Annotated in this window: 20 protein-coding genes, 1 tRNA gene and 1 pseudogene; 11 read left to right on the top strand and 11 right to left on the bottom strand. The window is 61.8% G+C overall.

Going from position 1 to position 16369, the window contains the following annotated elements:
- Position 1 precedes the first annotated feature (1 nt).
- Together ku and AC5RU3_RS09280 are read left to right on the top strand one after the other, a co-directional pair.
- Complete coding sequence (gene ku / locus AC5RU3_RS09275; RefSeq protein ID WP_309070779.1) at positions 2–844, top strand: non-homologous end joining protein Ku; 843 nt, start codon at positions 2–4, stop codon at positions 842–844.
- Positions 841–1092, top strand: coding sequence for a hypothetical protein (locus AC5RU3_RS09280; protein ID WP_493965356.1), 252 nt, complete (start codon positions 841–843; stop codon positions 1090–1092). The genes ku and AC5RU3_RS09280 overlap by 4 nt, the downstream gene beginning before the upstream one ends.
- On the opposite strand, the gene AC5RU3_RS09285 is transcribed toward AC5RU3_RS09280, so the two are convergent.
- The 3 genes from AC5RU3_RS09285 to AC5RU3_RS09295 all read right to left on the bottom strand — a co-directional run bounded on the left by AC5RU3_RS09285 (position 1089) and on the right by AC5RU3_RS09295 (position 2944).
- Positions 1089–1940, bottom strand: coding sequence for a formate/nitrite transporter family protein (locus tag AC5RU3_RS09285; RefSeq protein WP_309070777.1), 852 nt, complete (start codon positions 1938–1940; stop codon positions 1089–1091). The two genes, AC5RU3_RS09280 and AC5RU3_RS09285, sit on opposite strands and share 4 nt — an antisense overlap.
- An 89-nt stretch (positions 1941–2029) precedes the next feature.
- Positions 2030–2638: a flavodoxin family protein gene (locus AC5RU3_RS09290; RefSeq protein WP_309070776.1), complete on the bottom strand. Its 609-nt coding sequence runs from the start codon at positions 2636–2638 to the stop codon at positions 2030–2032.
- 60 nt (positions 2639–2698) lie between these two features.
- On the bottom strand, positions 2699–2944 hold the full coding sequence (locus AC5RU3_RS09295; RefSeq protein ID WP_309070775.1) for a DUF2630 family protein: 246 nt from the start codon (positions 2942–2944) through the stop codon (positions 2699–2701).
- Between the two features lie 147 nt (positions 2945–3091).
- Here AC5RU3_RS09295 and AC5RU3_RS09300 point away from each other — a divergent pair.
- Both AC5RU3_RS09300 and AC5RU3_RS09305 read left to right on the top strand, forming a co-directional pair.
- Positions 3092–3165 (top strand) — tRNA-Val (locus AC5RU3_RS09300).
- A 173-nt stretch (positions 3166–3338) separates the two neighbouring features.
- Complete coding sequence (locus AC5RU3_RS09305) at positions 3339–3779, top strand: Hsp20/alpha crystallin family protein (RefSeq protein WP_309070774.1); 441 nt, start codon at positions 3339–3341, stop codon at positions 3777–3779.
- Positions 3780–3881: 102 nt separating this feature from the next.
- Here the strand turns inward: AC5RU3_RS09305 and AC5RU3_RS09310 are convergent, their stop codons facing one another.
- Positions 3882–4343 (bottom strand): DUF4383 domain-containing protein, encoded by a 462-nt coding sequence (locus AC5RU3_RS09310; protein ID WP_309070773.1) that lies wholly within the window; start codon positions 4341–4343, stop codon positions 3882–3884.
- A 266-nt stretch (positions 4344–4609) separates the two neighbouring features.
- Here AC5RU3_RS09310 and AC5RU3_RS09315 point away from each other — a divergent pair, with 266 nt between their 5' ends.
- Positions 4610–4813, top strand: coding sequence for a hypothetical protein (locus AC5RU3_RS09315; protein ID WP_309070772.1), 204 nt, complete (start codon positions 4610–4612; stop codon positions 4811–4813).
- Here AC5RU3_RS09315 and AC5RU3_RS09320 read toward each other — a convergent pair whose 3' ends face one another.
- Positions 4814–5386, bottom strand: coding sequence for a cysteine hydrolase family protein (locus AC5RU3_RS09320; protein ID WP_493965357.1), 573 nt, complete (start codon positions 5384–5386; stop codon positions 4814–4816). It abuts the gene before it with no gap.
- Positions 5387–5534: 148 nt separating this feature from the next.
- On the opposite strand from AC5RU3_RS09320, the gene AC5RU3_RS09325 reads away from it, so the two are divergent.
- From AC5RU3_RS09325 to pstS, 3 genes are all read left to right on the top strand, one after another.
- Entirely contained in the window at positions 5535–6101 is a 567-nt protein-coding gene (locus AC5RU3_RS09325) for a hypothetical protein (RefSeq protein WP_493965358.1), read from the top strand.
- 29 nt (positions 6102–6130) lie between these two features.
- Positions 6131–7621, top strand: coding sequence for an FAD-dependent oxidoreductase (locus AC5RU3_RS09330; protein ID WP_309124306.1), 1491 nt, complete (start codon positions 6131–6133; stop codon positions 7619–7621).
- 73 nt (positions 7622–7694) lie between these two features.
- Positions 7695–8792 (top strand): phosphate ABC transporter substrate-binding protein PstS, encoded by a 1098-nt coding sequence (gene pstS / locus AC5RU3_RS09335; RefSeq protein WP_309124308.1) that lies wholly within the window; start codon positions 7695–7697, stop codon positions 8790–8792.
- A gap of 185 nt (positions 8793–8977) precedes the next feature.
- Here pstS and AC5RU3_RS09340 read toward each other — a convergent pair.
- Positions 8978–9427, bottom strand: a pseudogene (locus tag AC5RU3_RS09340) (SRPBCC family protein); the annotation flags it as partial.
- A gap of 220 nt (positions 9428–9647) precedes the next feature.
- Between AC5RU3_RS09340 and AC5RU3_RS09345 the strand changes: the two are divergent.
- A complete protein-coding gene (locus AC5RU3_RS09345) occupies positions 9648–10127 on the top strand; it encodes a Dps family protein (protein ID WP_493965359.1) in 480 nt (159 codons plus the stop codon).
- A gap of 51 nt (positions 10128–10178) precedes the next feature.
- Here the strand turns inward: AC5RU3_RS09345 and AC5RU3_RS09350 are convergent, their stop codons facing one another.
- From AC5RU3_RS09350 to AC5RU3_RS09360, 3 genes are read right to left on the bottom strand one after another with little or no spacing between them, the layout of a single operon-like run.
- Positions 10179–11192 carry a cation diffusion facilitator family transporter gene (locus AC5RU3_RS09350; protein WP_493965360.1) on the bottom strand — a complete coding sequence of 338 codons (1014 nt, stop codon included), beginning with the start codon at positions 11190–11192 and terminating at the stop codon, positions 10179–10181.
- Entirely contained in the window at positions 11189–11668 is a 480-nt protein-coding gene (locus AC5RU3_RS09355; RefSeq protein ID WP_493965361.1) for a transporter substrate-binding domain-containing protein, read from the bottom strand. Before AC5RU3_RS09355 ends, AC5RU3_RS09350 begins: the two co-directional genes overlap by 4 nt.
- A 52-nt stretch (positions 11669–11720) precedes the next feature.
- Complete coding sequence (locus tag AC5RU3_RS09360) at positions 11721–12533, bottom strand: enoyl-CoA hydratase/isomerase family protein (RefSeq protein ID WP_309070470.1); 813 nt, start codon at positions 12531–12533, stop codon at positions 11721–11723.
- On the opposite strand from AC5RU3_RS09360, the gene AC5RU3_RS09365 reads away from it, so the two are divergent.
- A complete protein-coding gene (locus tag AC5RU3_RS09365; protein WP_493965362.1) occupies positions 12532–13131 on the top strand; it encodes a DUF4262 domain-containing protein in 600 nt (199 codons plus the stop codon). The two genes, AC5RU3_RS09360 and AC5RU3_RS09365, sit on opposite strands and share 2 nt — an antisense overlap.
- On the opposite strand, the gene AC5RU3_RS09370 is transcribed toward AC5RU3_RS09365, so the two are convergent.
- Positions 13132–14013 (bottom strand): CPBP family intramembrane glutamic endopeptidase, encoded by an 882-nt coding sequence (locus tag AC5RU3_RS09370; protein WP_458116110.1) that lies wholly within the window; start codon positions 14011–14013, stop codon positions 13132–13134.
- Between the two features lie 104 nt (positions 14014–14117).
- Here AC5RU3_RS09370 and AC5RU3_RS09375 point away from each other — a divergent pair, with 104 nt between their 5' ends.
- Positions 14118–15500 (top strand): GH1 family beta-glucosidase, encoded by a 1383-nt coding sequence (locus tag AC5RU3_RS09375; protein ID WP_493965363.1) that lies wholly within the window; start codon positions 14118–14120, stop codon positions 15498–15500.
- Between the two features lie 15 nt (positions 15501–15515).
- Here the strand turns inward: AC5RU3_RS09375 and AC5RU3_RS09380 are convergent, their stop codons facing one another.
- Entirely contained in the window at positions 15516–16217 is a 702-nt protein-coding gene (locus AC5RU3_RS09380) for a LysR family transcriptional regulator substrate-binding protein (RefSeq protein WP_309070466.1), read from the bottom strand.
- Between the last annotated feature and the right edge of the window lie 152 nt (positions 16218–16369).

A 16369-nucleotide genomic window follows, 5' to 3' on the forward strand; every position in this document is an offset into this window, starting at 1 on the left:
CATGAGAGCGATCTGGAAAGGCGCAGTAGCGTTTGGGCTGGTCAACGTGCCCGTGAAGGTTTACAGCGCCACCGAAGACCATGACATCAGCCTTCACCAGGTGCATGACAAGGACGGTGGCCGGATCCGCTACCAGCGGCGGTGCGAGATCTGCGGCGAGATCGTCGAATACAAGAACATCGACAAGGCGTACGACGACGGCGAGCGCACCGTCGTTCTCACCAGCGAAGACCTCGCTTCGCTCCCGGTAGAGAAGAGCCGGGAGATCGAGGTGGTCGAGTTCGTTCCGAGCGACCAGATCGACCCGATCATGTTCGACCGCGCCTACTACCTGGAGCCCGATTCGAAGTCCACCAAAGCCTACGTACTGCTTCGTCGGACCCTGGAGGAGACGGACCGCACCGCGATCGTCCAGTTCTCGCTTCGGCAGAAGTCGCGGCTGGCCGCCCTGCGCGTCCGCGGGGATGTACTCATGATTCAGACGCTCCTCTGGCAGGACGAGGTCCGCGAAGCCACCTTCCCCTCCCTCGATGAGAAGGTTCGTATTTCCGCCAAGGAGAAGGAAATGTCCGCGGCACTGGTGGAATCCTTCTCCTCCGACTTCGATCCCGAGAACTTCAAGGACGACTACCAGGAGCAGCTCCGCACGCTGATCGAAGCGAAACTCGAGAAGGGCGAGGCGCTGGACACCGACGAGACGTTCGGAGAGACGGGCGACCAGGAGGGCGGCAACGTCCTCGATCTTATGGAAGCGCTCCGCCGCAGCGTGGAGAAAAACCGCGAGAAGAAGAGCGCGGCGGGAACGAAGAAAACCGCGAAAGCCACCTCGAAGAAAGGCGCATGATGGGATTCATCCGGAACGACCTGGGGCAGCAGACAATCGCGCAGAAGCCGAACGCGCCCATCGTCGGGTGGGCAATGCTTGGCGTGGCATCCATGATGGCGCTGGAGGAGAAAAACCGGAAGGCACTCGCCGCCGCGAGCACAGCCTGCCTGATGGTATGGGCAGCGCTTGAGGTGACGCGAGGCGAGAGCGGCTTCCGCAGGACCATGGGCAGCCTGACACTCGGCTGGCTGGCCCGGAAGAGCTAGCTGGAGGCAGTAGTGGGATCCACGGGCGCCTCTTTCCGTTCGCGCTCCACGAGCTTTCGGTCGCGCACCAGCCGCAGCGCCGTCACCAGCAGAATCCCGCCGGCGATATTGAACACCACTGTGTAGCTGAACCAGCCCAGCCAATCCAGGTAACTGATCTCGGCGCCCACCTGGATGGCGCCGAAAATCAGCAGCGAGTCGAGGATTGAATGGAAGAGCTGCAGACCTGACAGCAGAAAACCGCCGACGACCGCTGCCGCGAGCTTGCCGCTCATTGCCTCGGTTCCATGCTGCATCCGCGTCATCAGCGTGATCGTGCTTCCTCCCAGCACTGCGAGACATATCGTCTGCCAGCTCAGGTCGGCGTGGACGTAGTGTTCAGCGGAGCTTGTGATGGTCCCTGTCCACTGCGGGAAAGCCGTCACCACGAGCATCATGAAAATCCACCCGCCGACGAGATTGGCGGCCAGCGTGCCGGCCCACAACTTGCCCAGTTGCCCGAGTGTGGCCTGCTTGGCTGTTACTGCAGCGATCGGAACGAGGAAACCCTCGGTGAACAATTCGCTCTTCGCGAGCAGCAGCGCTATGAGTCCGGCACTGAAAGCCAGTCCTGCCAGTAAATGGTTCCCGGTTTCATGGAGCACTGCCAAGTACGCCAGGACGCCGATTCCGATCTCGAAACCACCAAACAGTCCGGTGATGAGGACGTCGGCGAACGTTCGATGCAACCGCTGGGCACCCTCGTCAACGGTGCGGTCGAACGACTTCTCGATCTCATCCTCCACCGGCCCGGCAGTGCTGCCGAGTTCGCTCCGCCGCGCGTCGCCATCATTCTTGTGCTCGCTCAAGCGCTTACCTTTTTCCCTTGAAGGATTCGTGAGTTCGCAGGGAGCACCCTCTGCCAGGGTGCTCCCTGCGAACTCACTTGAGCTAGGGCTTACGGGGCGGGGTAGGACGCCACCTTCAACGACTTCGCGAGGTGCACTGCGTTCGCCGTCATCGCTGAGATGGTCGACGCGACCACGTCGGGCATTTCGTCCAAATCCTTGAAGTCCACCGTCTGCATCGCCTCGCCCACCCAGTACACGCCGCCCTGTGCGGGGACGGTGAACCCGATGTCGTTCAGCCCCTGGTGCATCTCGGCGGTGACGTGGTGAGCGCCGTCTTCATTTCCGACGACGGCCGTCAGGGCCACCTTGTCGTACATGATCGGTCTGCCCGCATCATCCGTGGAGGAGATGTCGGCATCCAACCGTTCGAACACCCGCTGACCGAGGCTGCTCATGTGTCCCACCCAGATCGGGGCGCTAAGGAGGAAAATGTCCGCATCGAGGATCTGCTGCCGTAGCTGCGGCCACTGGTCCCCGTTGCCCATGTCGGTTTCGACGCCGGGCGCCACGTTGTAGTCCACTACCCTGGCCGACGATGTCGTTACCCCCTGCTCCTCCAGCTTCCCGAGGATACGGTTCGCCATGAGGTCGCTGCTCGAGTCCGCCGGCGATGGTGTCAGAGTGCAGATCAGCGCAAAAGCCTTGAGATTATCCATGGGTTCCTTTCGGTCTTTGTACACCGTGTTCGTCGCCGCCCGTGTCATGGACGGGCTGAGCTACTGGCGGTACCCCTCGACTTGATCAATAGGCCTGGCCTCTGCCTCCTGGGGGCTTTCCCCTGCGTCTTCCTTGGCGCGGCGTTGACGGAGCAGGTCCCAGCATTGGTCCAGTTGTTCCTCCACCCGCCGCAGCCGGCTTTGGCGGTCACCGCCCTGGTCGCCCTCGCCCGGAGCGGCGTCCCGCAGGGTGTGTTCTTCCTCCACAAGCGCCTGGATACGCGCCAAAATGTCCTGATCGTTCATGACAACTCCTTCGCTGGCTTTCAGAGGCGGGGCTTCAGCTGGAACAGCCCGGATTAGTCAGGCTACTTAGTAGCAGCCTGGATATCTACCGCTTCCCGCATTTGCGTGATCCGTCTGTGGATGCCCTAAACTAACGGGGAACTATTTGCCTGTGTAGCTCAGTCTGGTAGAGCATCCGCTTCACACGCGGAAGGCCCGGGGATCGAGGCCCCGCGCAGGCACCGTTCGAAGCCCGTCCCGCTCCATCGGGGCGGGCTTTTTGGTGTCTGTGAGCGTTCGTTGTGGGCGAACAAAAAGTGTTAGCACTCTCAAGGTTCGAGTGCTAATTTAATGACTGGGTTGAGCGAACACGACTCAACTCGTAACAGCTAGACCACACAGGGAGTGAACCACCATGGCTATGAAATTCGACCCATTCCGCGAACTGGACCGTATGGCCGGCGCACTTCTGGATCCCCGCCAAGGCCTGCGCCTGATGCCCATGGACCTCTATCGCGAGGGTGACCACTACATCTTGAACGCTGACCTTCCGGGCATTGACCCGGGCTCTGTCGACATCGACGTGGACGGCCAGCTCCTGACCATCCGCGCGGAGCGCACCCTGCGCAATGCCGAGGGGGTCAAGTGGCTTACCCGCGAGCGTGAAAGCGGATCCTTCCTCCGCCAGCTCAACCTCGGCCAAGGCATCGACATTGACGCCATCTCTGCCCGGTATGAGAACGGTGTCCTCAGTGTCACCATTCCGGTCAGCGAGCGCGCAAAGCCTCGCAAGATCGAGATTGTCTCCGGCGAGGACGCGCAGCCGGTCCGAGGCGACAAGGCAGTGGAGGCCTAAACCCCTCCTGTCGCGGACCACAACGCACAGAACGACGACGGCGGGTTGCGACCCGCCGTCGTCGTTCTGTTTTCAGTTGATCAGTTTCTATGCCGGGAAGGGTTACCGCGCCCCGGCTGTACGGTGCTTGTCCCGCAGCGCGAGCGCAAGGGCGATCATCGCGATAGCGAGGACAAGGTGCAGAATGTTGTCGGCCGCATTCACGGGAACGAAGTTGGCCGCCGAATCCTGCGGAATGATGAGGCCGTAGATGAACAGAACGGCGTAGATTACGCCTCCCCAAAGGAGGAAGTTATAGGCTCCGGTGGCGGTCTTCGCCATCACTATGCCTGCTATCCCGAACAGAAGATGCACGATGTTGTGCAGGATAGAGACCTGGAAGATGCCGAGCAGTAACGCGTTCGACTCAGAGCCCGCGAAGGCAAGCTCGTCCATGCCGCTGGTTATCCCGGGAATGAAGCCCAGTATGCCGACGAGCAGGAAAACAACTCCAACAGCGAGCGCAGCCTTTTGAATATTGGTACGGGTCCCGACGCCCGAGCCCGGTGAGTGTGTCGATGCCATTGAACTATCCCCTCTAGTTGCCGGCGGGGCGGGGCGCCGACCTGTGATCTCGCGAGTTGATGAACAGCATTTCCCGCCACTGGTATTCAAAGAATCCCACAGTACCGCGCAAATAGAAAGCAAGCTTAGTTAACTTTTCGATAAACCTCCGTCTGAGGTTGGGAATGACTCTTTCCCCAGCTGTTAGGGATTCACCCAGTTTTCGTTCACCGAACATTCAGACAGACACCTTACTGTGGCGGTAATCACACGTTGAAAGGTCCTCCATGAGCATTGAACCTGCCTCCCTGACTGACTTCTCCGCCCTCAAGCGCGGTCAGCGGATTACCCTGCGATCTACCTCAGGGCATCAGGTCACGGGTGTCCTCGAGGACCGCGCCGAGGACGCGTCAGTGGTCTGGGTGCGCATGGATGATGGGGCCGGGCGACGACTCTTCCACCGGGAGGATGGTTACAGCGTCGCTTTCTGATCACGCCGTATAACCGGCACGGTCCAGGAACAATTGCTTGACCGCCTCCGCGCCCATGAGCCGCTGGCGGTATTCATCAGTCAGCACGCCCAAGACGTTCTGCGCATACTCCTCGTTGGTTGAGGCGATAGCGTCCTCGGCGTACACCACCCGCAAGTTATTGGCGTAGGCATCCGCCGCAGTCTGAGCCACACAGTTATGCGTTGCCACCCCCGCAAGCACAACGGTATCCACGCTCAAGTTCCGTAGACGCTGCAGTAAATCCGTTCCGAAGAATGCGCTGTCGCGGGTCTTGACCATCTCTGGAAGCCCCTCAATCTGCAATCCCTCGACCGGTTCGGCTTGCTCCGTCCCGCTGAAGAGGAAACCCTGGTCGTCGTCGAGCATGCTCAACGTCCAGGTCGATTTATCCCGCTGGTGCTCGGTCCGGATCACATACACGGGCGTACCGGCTCCACGAGCATCCGCGATGGCTGCGTTGCACGCCCGAACCAGCGGTTCTTTCTGCTTCCCGAGGGTCTCGTCCTCAAAGAATGCGTTCTGCATGTCGATGACCAGTAGCGCAGCCGTCATGTCCGAAATCCTTCCCGAATGGGTCCTCCAACTTCAGACAGCATACTTAGTTGTTGTCCTCAGATCAGGACGGAGCAGTTTCAAGCCCACCGGCCCTTGAGGGGTTGGATCACGGGGTCTAGCGTTGGTCGCACGGAGGTGGTCAATCGTGCGACCGACGCGACAGGGGGGCCTAGCGGTGCTGCTCGCCGTCGTCGTTCTTCCCGGCTGCAGTTCCGAGGTTGCCTCCCCGCCCTACTTCCAACCCCTGCCGGTCGCGGTGGAACCGGGAGACGTGTTTCCTCTGCGGACCCTCTACAGCGGATGGTGGAGCACTCCCGCATTCACGCCCGGTACCGCCGGGTTGCCGTTGAGGGTAGGGCTTGTCCGGGCGGATACCGGCGAGCTTCTGGCCGGTTACAACCGACCGGCCGGACGCCAGGTTCCGGCACCCAACCGCACTCCTGCACGGGGCTGGCCGGCGGGGGCAATACTTGCCGTCGACCTGGCCACGGGTGCGGTGTGGGACTGGTTCACTGTGGATGCTGAAGGCCTGCCTACCCCCGGATTCAAGGCAGAAGTTTCCGCCGAACAAGGCTTTCCCCCCATCGCCGGAAGGACCCCTCCCGGCACTTTCCACACTTTCCTGCGTGATCTGGACAGCGGTGAAGTGATCTATCTCGGCACCGCTCCGGCAGACCTACCCGACAACATTCACATCGAATTGGACTGGTAAGAAACCGCACTACAGAAGGAGAACTGGCCGTGAAATCCCTTTGGCTCGAATCAGCGCCGCGCATACCCACCGATGCCTTCAAGGAGGGTGGCCAGTACGACTCGGTGGTGGTTGGGGCCGGTATCACCGGCCTCACCGTCGCCACACTGCTCGCGCGATCCGGCCAGCGGGTGGCAGTCCTGGAAGCCCGCTCTGCCGGCGCAGTCACAACCGGAAACAGCACCGCGAAGGTGTCCCTCCTGCAGGGCACACAGTTGTCCTCCATCATCAAACATCACGGCGCCGCCCTGGCTCGCCATTACGTGACCGGCAACCGGGAAGGCCAGAGCTGGCTCCTTCGGTTCTGCGATGAGAACGGCATCAGTTATGACGTCCGGGATGCAGTCAACTACGCAGTAACAGACGACGGCGCCCGTCTCCTCAGCGAAGAGCGTGACGCATGCGCCAATTCCGGGCTCACTGCAGTACTGGAGGACTCCTCGTCGGACCTTCCTTTTCCCGTGACGCGCACACTGCGCGCGGCCGGCCAGGCTCAGGTCCATCCGATGGAAGTTCTCTCCGCGCTGGCGGCCGACCTGCGTAAACATTCCGGCGAACTGGTCGAGGACGTGCGCGTCACCGGAGTGAAGGCCGGAAGCACAAAGGGGGAACGAACTACGCTTCAAACGTCGCGCGGCGAGGTAACCGCGGCGAATGTCATCGTCGCCACCGGGACGCCGATCCTGGACCGCGGCGGACACTTCTCCGTCCTGCAACCGCACCGGTCCTACGCGGTCGCCTTCACTGTGCAGGATGAAATTCCCGGTGCCATGTACCTCTCAGTTGATTCACCCTCGCGGACCCTGCGTAACGCCACTGTCGAAGGACGCCCGTACCTCATCGTGGGCGGCAACGGACACACAGTCGGACGTCAGGCACATACCCAGTCCCTGGTCGACGACATCATCCGCTGGACGCAGGAGCACTTCCCCACCGCGCAACCATCCTTCAGTTGGTCCGCGCAGGACTACACTCCGGCGTCGTCCGTCCCTTATGTTGGCAGGATGCCCATCGGTGGGCAGGCCATCTATGCCGCCACCGGCTTCAACAAGTGGGGTTTCACCAATGGCGTCGCTGCCGCCCTGGCCCTCTCCGCAGAGATCCTTGGAGGCAACATGCCGTGGGCCAAGGAACTCTACAAAACCCGAGTAGGCAAGCAGGACGCACTGAGCACCGCCAAAACCAATGCGGGCGTCGGAGTAGAGATGGTGAGCGGCTGGCTCGGTGGACTGGTGCGCGCATCCCATGCGCAACCGCCCGAGGGCCAGGGCGTGGTGGTGCGGGAGGGTGCCCGACCGGTTGGTATCTGCCAGATCGCGGGAATCACCCACCGGGTCTCCGCGGTCTGTACCCATCTTGGCGGGGTGTTGAGTTGGAACGACGCGGAACAGTCGTGGGACTGCCCCCTTCACGGCTCGCGCTTCACCCATGACGGCGTACGGCTTGAGGGACCGGCCACGCGCGACCTGCAGTCGCCGTGAAGCCCTTCACCAGTTGTTCAACGTGAGTTCACGCTGCATTCACCTGTATCGTGAGCGTGTGATTTCGCGTCGCATGACAACCATCGTCCTTACCTGTGCCGCAGCCCTTACCCTGGTGTCCTGCGGCTCCGATTACCCGCTGGGCCCGGAACAGGAAGCAGCGGCGCAAAATGCCGACTCCACTCTCAGCGGAACAACAACCGGCGCAGGGTCCTCAGCCCAGGGCCCCGCCATGAACGCCTGGCAGTCGGAATTCGCCACCCTTCACCCTGACGTTCGGGTGCAATACTCCCCCGACGGCTCCGGCGCCGGTCGCGGTGCCCTCCTGGCTGGAGCAGTGGACTTCGCCGGGTCGGATGCCTACCTCAGCGAGGAAGAACTCGAGGAATCGCGTGAAGTCTGCGGTCCCGACGGAGCTTTCAACATCCCCGCCTATGTGGCGCCGATCAGCATCGCATTCAACTTGCCCGGCCTTGAGGAGTTGAACCTCGACGCGGAAACGATCGCCCGCATCTTCCGTGGAGAAGTCGCGCGCTGGAATGACCCGTCCATCGCCGCTCAGAACGAGGGTGCTGACCTGCCGGACACCCCAATCACCCCGGTCAGCCGCTCGGACGATTCCGGAACGACGGAAAACTTCACCGACTACCTCCACTCAGTAGCGCCCGACGTGTGGACCGACGAGGCGGACGGCACCTTCCCGGCTGACCTTGCCGGAGAAAACGCCAAGGGCAATGCGGGCGTCGTCAGCACTGTGTCCGGCACCGAGGGAGCTGTAACCTACGCCGATGACTCCGCCGTCGGACCGCCGCTGGGCCGGGCCAAGCTGCTTGTCGGAACTGAATACGTTGCGGTCAGCCCGGAAGCGGCAGCGGCCGCGGTCGATGTAGCCGAACCTGTGGAAGGCCGCGCCGAGTTCGACATTGCACTGGACCTGGACCGGGAAACAACAGAGCCAGGTGCCTACCCGCTGGTGCTGGTTTCCTATCACATCTACTGCACTACGTATGAGGACGAGGAAACGGCGAACCTTGCCCGGACCTTCGGCACGTTCGTGGTGAGCGAAGAGGGTCAACAGGCCGCAGCGGAAGCCGCCGGCAGTGCGCCGATTTCGGCTGGCCTCTCCGAGCGTGCTAGTAAAGCCATCGAGACAATCAGCGTCGGAAGCTGACGCGTACAGAGGCGCAAAGGGAGAGCCCTCCTATGGAGAGCCCTCCCTTCAACCCGTGAGGGCTAAGCCGGGTTGGCGGCTCGGGGTCCGCCTGACTCCGGGTCGTCGAGGGACGGATCGACCAGGCCGACTCCGCCCGCGAGCGGATCCGCCGTCTGGCTCGTTGTAGCCGAACCCGATCCGGGTGCATCGACGTTGCCTCGCCAAGCGCCGGTCTCATTGCCCGTGTTCTCGATGAACTCCTTGAACCGTGCAAGGTCCGACTTCACCTGCCGGTCATCGGCACCCACTGCTGCGCCCACCTTCTCCGTGAAGCTTTCCGGATCCCAGTCCAACTGGACGGTCACCCGGGTGGTGGTGTCATCCAGTCGGTGGAAGGTCACAACGCCGGCATGGGATTTACCGTCGGTGCTCTTCCACGCGATGCGCTCGTCTGGATGCTGCTCGGTGATCTCGGTGTCGAACTCCCGCTCAACTCCGCCCACCTTGGTGACCCAGTGATTGCGGGTGTCGGAAATCTGGGTGATGGACTCCACGCCCCCCATGAACTCAGGGAAGGTTTCGAACTGCGTCCACTGGTTGTAGGCCGTGGACACGGGCACCGATACGTCGATGAATTCCTGAACTGTTGCCATTGTCTGTTCCTCCTCTTTTACTGGAACTTCACGTGGAACAAGTCGCGGACTGATGACCGCTTGATCGCCACGCTAACCCACGGTGAACCATGGATCAATGAAATGCTAAGTTTACTTAGGGTTTTCCCAGTAATAGTCTCCGGGCCCAGTCCGGACTTCGACTGGGAGCCCAATGCTGGCAGCGTTCAGCGTCCGAATTTCCGTCAAGAGTGGAGGATTTATGAAGGCGTCAAAGACCCTGACCGACAACATGCAGTCCGTTCTGGTTGACCTGGTGGAACTCCATCTGCAGGGCAAGCAGGCCCACTGGAACGTTGTCGGCAAAAATTTCCGCGACCTGCACCTGCAACTGGACGAGATCATTGAGGATGCGCGCCTGTTCGCCGATCAGATGGCGGAGCGGATGCGCGCACTGCACGCTGTTCCGGACGGACGGAGCGCCGTCGTCGCCAAGGGCACGTCACTGGATGAGTTCCCCTCCGGCCTGGTGGACACCAAGGACACCGTGACCATGGTGGTCGCCATGCTTGAGGCGGCCGTCGGCAGGATGCGTCAGGTCCATGACCAGGTGGACGAGGAAGATCCGACGACCGCGGATATCCTCCACGGCATGATCGAGAAATTTGAGCAGTATGCCTGGATGGTCAACGCCGAAAACATGCAGCCCACGGCCAACGTGGTGAAGCCCGCTCAGAAGTAGTACAGGAAGCGGTTGGGGTGCTGGCCGCTAGGCCGCCACCCTGACTCCTTTCTAGCGGTACTCCCCTCCGCCCTGTGTCAGGCCGGGCAGGAACTCCTCGGGTAGCACCGTAACCGGCACGATCACCATGTCCTGGGCCTTCCAGTCCATCCCGACGCAGGCCTCCCTGGCTTTTTCAATCCTGCGAAGCGTTGCACCGGGCCATTTCCTGGGCACCACAAACGACTCGATGTGGAAGACGTGCCCCTCATCCCGGACCCGTGATCTGGCTTCCCTGACCCAGGGCAGGCTCTGGAGGTACGCATCGATCCGCTCGCCGAGTGGGTGAGGCTCGGAGTCGTCATAAGTCCTGGCCCGCGTGTCAGTCAGACCTCCGATGGCTCCTCGCAGATTCTTGATCCCGTCGTGCAGGATGCTCGTGGAGATGATGAGCGCGGCCACGGAGTCAGCCCACCACAGGCCCATACCGATGCCCAGTACGCCCACGGCTGCGGAGAGTGCTGTCATCCAGTCCGCCTTATTCATGTCGGCGTCGGCGTAGAGCACCTTGTCATGCAGCGTCTTGGCGAGTTTCATCTTGATGATGCCAAGGACCACCGGCGGTCCTGCTGTCAGCAGCATCGCCAGCACCATCAGCCATCCCAGCCAGAAGGTATTGCCCAACAGGGTGATTCCGCCAATTGTGGGATGTTCGGCTGTCACAAGCTTCAACCCTGAGTCGACAATAAGGTACCCACCCATGACCACCAGCGCCACTGCTGCCACCAGGTGGGCCACGCCGACCGCCCGGTGATATCCGTAGGGATGGGACTCAGATGGACGACGGCGGATCACCCTGGTTGCGACAAGGAAGGAGATTGGAGGCAGGAAGGACAACATGTCTTCAATCCACGCGGCCTTCATGGCCTGCGAGTTCCCCAGCACCAGATACACCAGAAATGTGGAGACGGCCAGGAAGATTATGGTGATCCATTCCCACTTGACCGCCTTCCGGAGTGCGCGTTGCTGCTCCGGCGGCAATGCGGTGTGGCCAAAACGGGCTGCGTCTTTCTCACCGTTGTTCACAGTTGAACCTCCTGCGCCTGAAGGAACTGGTCAAGCTTCAGCAGGAAGGCGTTTTCGCCAAGCGGCACGAGCATGACGTGCTTGACGGTTTTGCCGCGCTCATCAGTGGTTTCCGTGTACGGCCTGGTGATCCCAGCGTCCTTGATCCACGGGGTGTCCGCGCCGAATCCACCGATGGCCAGATCGAGCTCACCATGGTGGAGGTCGTCCGCTAGTTCGTCTTCGGTGCCCTGCACCCACTCGATGCCGGCGTCCAGCGTGTCTGCAAATTCCTCGACCAGCTCCGGTTCAATGCCCTCCGGATCTCCCGACGCAGGCAACTGGACCCACTCGGCGTTCTCGCTGACGCCTACCCTGAGTGTCCCTCCCGATACCCTTTCGAGCGTTCCTTCCGGGTCCTGTGGAATGGCGATGCCGCAGGATGAGAGCCCCAGCAGGAGCAGCAGCCACGGCACCACCTCGCGAATTCTCAGCATGCTTAGCAAGATACCCCTTCACTAGCTTTTATGCAGGTCAGGGCGGGAATTGTCAGCGTCCGGGGAAGTTGGGGCGCTCCTTCGCGAGGAAGGCACGAGTTCCTTCTACCTTGTCTTCCGTAGCGAAAGCGGCGCGGAATGACTCCGCTTCCACAGCAAGGCCGTCGGCGGTGGTCATACCCTGCGTGGCTGAAAGCGTCTGCTTGACCAGTGCGACGGCGGCGGGAGACTGGCGCCCTACGAGGACCACGGTGCTGTGTGCGCCGTCGAGCAGTTCCTCGACCGTGTCGAAAAGCGCTGTGACAAGGCCTGCCCTCTGTGCTTCCTCGGCATTCAGACGGCGTCCGGTGAAGAGGAGCTCGCGGGCCAAACCCTGGCCCACGTACCGCGGCAGCCGTACAGACCCACCGAAACCGGGAACGAGGCCGAGGCTGACTTCCGGCTGCCCGAACGATGCCGTCGAAACCGCGTAGATCAGGTCACACGCCATAGCGAGCTCACATCCGCCGCCCAGGGCGAACCCGTTCACTGCAGCGATGACCGGAACCGGCAGCTGCTCAATCGCTAGGGTCACTCCGTGCATGCGGGAGCTGTAGGCATGCGCTTCATCGGGACTCATCGCGGTCATCTCGCGGATGTCCGCACCGGCGACGAAGGCCTTCCCCGCGCCGGTGATGATGACTCCGCGGACCGGCCACGCGCCGTCGTCGTTCGTCAGGACCTCAGACACCGCAGCAAGGCAATGCTCAAGATCTTCGATCACTCGTGAGGACAGGGCGTTCAGGGCATCTGGCCGATTGACCGTGATGGTCAGCACGGTGTCACGAATGTCGGTGAGAAGAGTGGCGTAGACAGGAAACTGCATGCGGCCAAGCGTAGCCCCCGGCGAAATGTCGGAGGGGGATGACACCTTCGAATCAGTGACACCGAAGGAGAGCACCATGACCGACCTCATCTTTCATCGCCCCTGTTCTTCACTTGAATTCTCGAGCCTGCGACGCGAAGAGGACTTCGACCGGGAACACATCCAGGCCCAGGTGAGGCAGGAGGGGGTGCAGTTGCGCGTCAGCCAGGACCATGGCGGCCTGCCGTGCGCCTACACAGTGGGCCGCACTGAGCAGGGGCTGCCAGAGCTGATTCTCTATGGCCAAAGCTCCGGCCACGTGCGGCATGCCTGGTCACAGCTTGAACCGGAGCTCGCGCGGCTTACCCGGTCGGGAAGCCGGGTGTTTCACGGGCAGTTCGACGGCCACGCCATCGAGGTGCGGCAGGCTTCACTGGGAAGACTCCGCGACGCTTTTTCCTTGTACGGCCGAAACGGTTTTACGGCGCTTCAGGTCTACTGGGTAGTCGGTTCGGACAACCATCTTCCGCAGCAGTGGGAGATCCGCTTCCTTGCTGCACAACCCTTCCTCGGCGGCGGAACATTAGGTGATCTCCTGCAGGGTACGAACGGTTCTTGATCAGGGCAACAGCTCCGGCGGAATCAGCAGCAGCAGTGCAACGCCGGTGCCGTTGAACACTACGTGAGTCACAATCGCAGCACCCAAGCGGCCCGTGATGACCGTCAGAACCCCGCACATCAAACCAACGGTGAACGTACTGACCAGCAGGTAGACGGATGAACGGAGGTCCGGGACTGCACCGGTATGCAACAGGCCGAAGGCAAGGGAACTCACCAGGAGGGCAATGACCGTGGACGTGACAATGGACCTTCTCTGTACGGCGGGGGCCACGGCGTCACGCCGGTCCCCGGTGCGCCGAAGCCACAGTGCATTCTGCACCCCGCGCAGCACCAGCCCCCTGTTGAACAGCTCCTCAAGGAAAGGTGCCATCAGGACACCACCGAACACGCCGTTGATAATCAGCCAGACAGTGTCACCGGTGAGAAACAATTCTGCATTGCCCTGGATCACCTCACCGTCCTGCAGCGGCCACAGCAGCGTGAGGATCGCAAGAATGATCGCCAGCACAATACGGGCGGCGATGCCCACGCCAATGCCCACCGCCAGGTCGATCCACCGGAACCGGAGGCCGAAGTCGCGCGTAAAAGAACGGAAGCCATGGCGCCGCGAAGCGTACAGGGTAACGCCGAACATCGCCGTCCACGTCAGCAGCAAAGACGCGAAGATCAGCTGTGGGCCGAAGGGCAGCACCCCGGCAAGTGCAAGCGTTCCTCCCAGCGGCACCAACACCACCAGCACCAACCCAGTCATCGCGAGGCCGGCCCCCCAACGCGGTGCGAGCGGGCCGTCCGGGGTCAACTGAGAAGGATTGGCCAGGCGAAGCGGCATGCGCTGACCAGGAAGAAACTGGCCAAGAGGGGAAGGAGTGGAGCGGGCCATGCAAGCACCATATCGGTCTATCCCGAGAAGAAACTGGGCAATGCAGTTGACGGGTGGGGGTGGGGAGTTCTTTAGTGAAGTGATATCGAGACCAGGGAGTGCTGATGAGCGAGTTTGGACTACCCGAGGGGTTTGTATTCGGGACCTCGACGGCAGCGGCGCAGATTGAAGGCGCGGTCAACGAGGGCGGGCGCGGGCCGAGCATCTGGGACGAATACGCGAGCCAGCACAGCAACATCCTGGATGCCTCAAGTCCAGCAATAGCCTGCGACCACTACAACCGGTATGAGGAAGACTTCGATCTCCTCAAGCAGTTGGGCGGGAAAGCCTACCGGATGTCCATCGCGTGGCCGCGCATCCAACCCACCGGGACGGGACCCGCAAATCCGGAGGGGATCGCGTTCTACCACCGTCTACTCGATGCCTTGCTGGAGCGGGGCATCGAACCATGGGTAACCCTGTATCACTGGGACCTCCCACTGGCCCTGCAGGATGCCGGGGGTTGGCAGAACCGGGACACCATCGACGCCTTCGTCAATTACACCCGGATTGTCCGCGATGAGTTCGGGAGCAAGGTTGCCGCCTGGATGACGGTGAATGAGCCCGTGGTGCATACCGGCGTGGGGCACGCCATAGGCAGGGCCGCGCCGGGGCTCATGCTGCTGGGCAGCGCATTCTCGGTAGCGCATCACCTGTTGCTGGCCCATGGGCGGGCCGTACGGGTGCTGCGCGAAACGCTGAACGCGCCCATCGGCGTCGTCAATAACCATTCGCCGGTGGAACCGGCCAGTGACTCTGAGAAAGAGCGGGGACTCGCTCTCCTCTATGACCACTACCACAACGGACAATTTGCGGCACCGCTGCTCACCGGTGAATACCCGCCCGACCTCGCAGGGATTGAAGGCATCTCCTTCGAGGTCATCCAGGAGGGCGACATGGAGATCATTTCCACGCCCCTTGATTTCTATGGGATCAATTACTACTTCCCCACGAAGGTCGGCGCATCTCCGCCGCTGTTCCCGGTTCCCTTCATGCAGCGGGATTACTCGGACGTACCGAAAACCGACTTCGACTGGCCGGTCATCCCCAGTGGTTTGACCAACATCCTCAAGCAGCTCAAGGAGCAGTACCCAAACATTCCGCCGATCTACATCACCGAGAACGGCTGCGCGTACGACGACGGCCCCGGCGGAGACGTGAAAGACACCCGACGGATCGAGTTTCTGGAAAAGCACCTGGCGGCACTCGGTGATGCTATTGCCGAGGGCGTGGACGTCCGAGGGTATTTCCACTGGACCCTCGTGGACAACTGGGAATGGCAGGAGGGCTACACGAAAAAGTTCGGCCTGGTGCGTATGGAACCGGCCACGCTCGACCGGGTACCGCGTGCATCCTTCCACCGATACGCCGAGATCATCGCCCAGCACGGTAGGCAGGGCGTCAACACCGGCGCAGTCATTCCGCCAGTGGCTGCAGAAGCTTCCTGAACCGCTGGTTCGACGCTAACGACGGCGTCCTCGACCACGTGCCCCTGAGGCGCCCTTGGATGTTCCCGGCTTACGGGTGGTGTTCCTCCCAGAAGCGGGTTTGCCTTTTGCGGGTTTGGCTGTCTTTTTCGGTTCTTTGGGGGTTTCCTTCTGCGCCGAGGGCTGCCTTGAGCTACGGGCTGTCCTCCCCCGGACTATGCCGATGAACTCCTCGATGTCGTCCGTGGTGTTGTCGGCAATCCAGGCGACCGCAATGGTCGTTGAAGGTGCATCCGGAACGACTGGCGCAACCACATCCCGCCGGTTGTAGTGGCGGGCAACGGACATGGGCAGCACAACGACGCCCGCACCTGACGCCGCAACCTCGATGGCCGTTCGGGCGCCACCGCATTCCTGGACATCAAGGACGTTTTCGTCGGCCAGTTCGCTGAGTGCCACCTCGTCCAGCAGGGAGAGCTCATTGTCCTTCGACACCACTACTACTGCCAGTTCCTCATAGAGCGGGATAACGCTGAGGGCGTCCCGATCAATGGGCAGACGGACAAAGGCGATGTCCACTGAACCGTTCCGAAGCGCTGAAGCCAGCGCGTCGTCGTCGTACTCGGTCGCTTCGATCGGAAGATCCGGGTTCCTTTCGCGCCAACGTCCCACCCACTTCCCCGGAGTTACCCCAGGGACAAAGCCGATGTTCAGGACGGAGGGCTGGAACGCGGGCACGTCCTCACAGTAACGCAGTCAGCTATACCGCGTTCCTGGCTTCCACCCCTCGCTACGCTCGGCGCGGGGCCCTCGCCCAGTACGCGCTTCCGGGCTCCCACCCCTCGCTACGCTCGGCGCGGGGCCCTCGCCCAGTACGCTTAGGAGAATGA

The organism is Arthrobacter sp. MDB1-55, from assembly GCF_059092925.1.

Bases quoted from the DNA above. Each gene is read 5' to 3' on its own strand.
- pstS (WP_309124308.1), top strand. From the start codon at position 7,695: ATGACAACCATCGTCCTTACCTGTGCCGCAGCCCTTACCCTGGTGTCC.
- AC5RU3_RS09315 (WP_309070772.1), top strand. From the start codon at position 4,610: ATGAGCATTGAACCTGCCTCCCTGACTGACTTCTCCGCCCTCAAGCGC.
- AC5RU3_RS09345 (WP_493965359.1), top strand. From the start codon at position 9,648: ATGAAGGCGTCAAAGACCCTGACCGACAACATGCAGTCCGTTCTGGTT.
- AC5RU3_RS09375 (WP_493965363.1), top strand. From the start codon at position 14,118: ATGAGCGAGTTTGGACTACCCGAGGGGTTTGTATTCGGGACCTCGACG.
- AC5RU3_RS09295 (WP_309070775.1), bottom strand. From the start codon at position 2,944: ATGAACGATCAGGACATTTTGGCGCGTATCCAGGCGCTTGTGGAGGAA.
- AC5RU3_RS09360 (WP_309070470.1), bottom strand. From the start codon at position 12,533: ATGCAGTTTCCTGTCTACGCCACTCTTCTCACCGACATTCGTGACACC.
- ku (WP_309070779.1), top strand. From the start codon at position 2: ATGAGAGCGATCTGGAAAGGCGCAGTAGCGTTTGGGCTGGTCAACGTG.
- AC5RU3_RS09310 (WP_309070773.1), bottom strand. From the start codon at position 4,343: ATGGCATCGACACACTCACCGGGCTCGGGCGTCGGGACCCGTACCAAT.
- AC5RU3_RS09370 (WP_458116110.1), bottom strand. From the start codon at position 14,013: ATGGCCCGCTCCACTCCTTCCCCTCTTGGCCAGTTTCTTCCTGGTCAG.
- AC5RU3_RS09305 (WP_309070774.1), top strand. From the start codon at position 3,339: ATGGCTATGAAATTCGACCCATTCCGCGAACTGGACCGTATGGCCGGC.
- AC5RU3_RS09365 (WP_493965362.1), top strand. From the start codon at position 12,532: ATGCGGCCAAGCGTAGCCCCCGGCGAAATGTCGGAGGGGGATGACACC.
- AC5RU3_RS09320 (WP_493965357.1), bottom strand. From the start codon at position 5,386: ATGACGGCTGCGCTACTGGTCATCGACATGCAGAACGCATTCTTTGAG.
- AC5RU3_RS09290 (WP_309070776.1), bottom strand. From the start codon at position 2,638: ATGGATAATCTCAAGGCTTTTGCGCTGATCTGCACTCTGACACCATCG.
- AC5RU3_RS09355 (WP_493965361.1), bottom strand. From the start codon at position 11,668: ATGCTGAGAATTCGCGAGGTGGTGCCGTGGCTGCTGCTCCTGCTGGGG.
- AC5RU3_RS09280 (WP_493965356.1), top strand. From the start codon at position 841: ATGATGGGATTCATCCGGAACGACCTGGGGCAGCAGACAATCGCGCAG.